Genomic DNA, 1,869 nt, shown 5'->3' on the forward strand with positions numbered 1-1,869 from the left:
CCCAGAGGGGGCTTCGCTGAAAGCGTAAGTTCTATAAGAGTTCCATGCGCCGACGGGCGACTGGAGAGAAGAGCGGCTGCCGAGATTGAAGTTGGTCCGGATAACATCCGCCGTGTTGTAGTGTTGCTCTGCTCTTCATCACTGCTTGGCCCCATGAATGGGATCGTGGTTGAGGTCAAACCCTCACCGAATACAAGTCGATGCGCCGAGTGCGCCAGTAAACCAATGCAGCCCAGTCACGAGTAAAATGGAGACGCCAATGAATGCTTGACCGAACCGCCTTCATACAAGTCCTCGATCCATCCGTCGATGAGACGGAGCGCCGTTTCGGCGTCCGGTAGTGCCGAGATGCGGACGTAATCTCGCTTCAGGGTTTTGACGATGGCTTCTGACATGCCATTTGACTGGGGGCTGGCCACCGGCGTGAAGCAGGGCGTCAGGTTGAGCGCCTGGGCGAATAGCTTCGTATCCCTCGCGGTGTAAGCCGACCCATTGTCCGACAGATGTTCGATTGCATGTGGGGCTCTGGTTCCGTTGAAGCGTTTCTCGACCGCCTCCAGCATCATATCGCGCACGTCCGAGCCGGAGATGCCCGCATTGGCAACTGCCGTCCAGGCAATGATCTCGCGGTCGAAGGCATCGATGATGAAAGCGAGACGAATGACCTCTCCATTCCAGCAGGTGAACTCCAGACCGTCCGAGCACCAGCGCAGATTGGATCGCATAACCATGACCTTGCCGTCATGGATGCGGCCCTTGCGAACGGCGGTATACTTCTCCAGCAGCATGGCATGGTTGCCCATGATGCGATGGACCCGTTTGGCGTTGACGACAGGCTTATCGGCGGCTCGCCTTTCGCGATTGAGGAGCGCGGCGATCCGCCGATAGCCGTAGGTCGGCCTTTGATCCACCAGCCTGCGAATGGTGGGCAGAAGCTCTGCATCCTCGACCTTGTTGTATGGTCCACGCGGCTTTGATTTGCCTTTCAGCCGCTCGATGAGGTTGGAACGGGAGACGCCCAACGTTTCTGCGACGGCCTTCATCGCGAACCGTCCTTCGGCAACAAGATCGGCCGCGATATCCGTTTATGGAATGGCCCGCCCCTATCCCCAGCGTCTGTTATGATGCTGTGGTGCGAAAAAAGAAAGGAACGGGCCTATGAGCATAATGATCCTTGGAATTGATCTGGGCAAGAACTCTTGCAGCGTCGTTGGTGTCGACGCTACCGGCGCAATAGTTACACGTCGAACGATGCGTCGCCAGACACTGATTGATTACGTAACGAAACTCCCCGCCTGCATAGTTGCTATGGACGCGTGCTGCGGAGCTCATCATCTGGGCCGCTTGTTTACGGGACGAGGTCACGAGGTCCGGCTGATGTCGCCGGAATATCAAAGCCCAGAAAAATGATGATCGGGATGCTGAGGGTATTGCCGAAGCTGCATCTCGACCGACGATGCGTTTCGTCGATCTGAAGAGCCAGGAGCAACTGGACATCCAGACACTGCATCGGGTGCGTTCTCGCCTTGTGGCAGAGCGAACAAACCTCATCAATCAGCTTCGCGCAATTCTGCTGGAACGCGGGGTGATCTTTCCTGCCGGGCGGCGGAAACTGGAACTCGGCGTGGACAGCATGCTAGCCGAAGATGTGAAGTTATTATCGTCGCGAGTACAACAACTGGTTTGTGAATTACGCGCCGAGTGGCAAGAGCTCGACACAAAGATCGGAGCATTGAATACTGAGCTTATCCAGTTGGCACGCAATGATGCGGCCACGCGTAGACTGACGACTATCCCCGGTATAGGCGTACTCAATGCCACGGCTTTGGTCGCCGCTGTAGGTAATGCAAGCGGCTTTGCCAAAGCGCG

Annotated in this window: 2 pseudogenes; one reads left to right on the forward strand and one right to left on the reverse strand. The window is 56.6% G+C overall.

Annotation, left to right across the window (positions count from 1 at the left end):
* Positions 1-290: 290 nt before the first annotated feature.
* Positions 291-1,085: pseudogene (locus ACTJKP_RS26815) on the reverse strand (IS3 family transposase); the annotation flags it as partial.
* Positions 1,086-1,158: 73 nt separating this feature from the next.
* On the opposite strand from ACTJKP_RS26815, the pseudogene ACTJKP_RS26820 reads away from it, so the two are divergent.
* Positions 1,159-1,869, forward strand: a pseudogene (locus ACTJKP_RS26820) (IS110 family transposase); the annotation flags it as partial.

It is taken from the genome of Brucella sp. 22210 (genome assembly GCF_052045675.1).
Classification (GTDB): domain Bacteria; phylum Pseudomonadota; class Alphaproteobacteria; order Rhizobiales; family Rhizobiaceae; genus Brucella.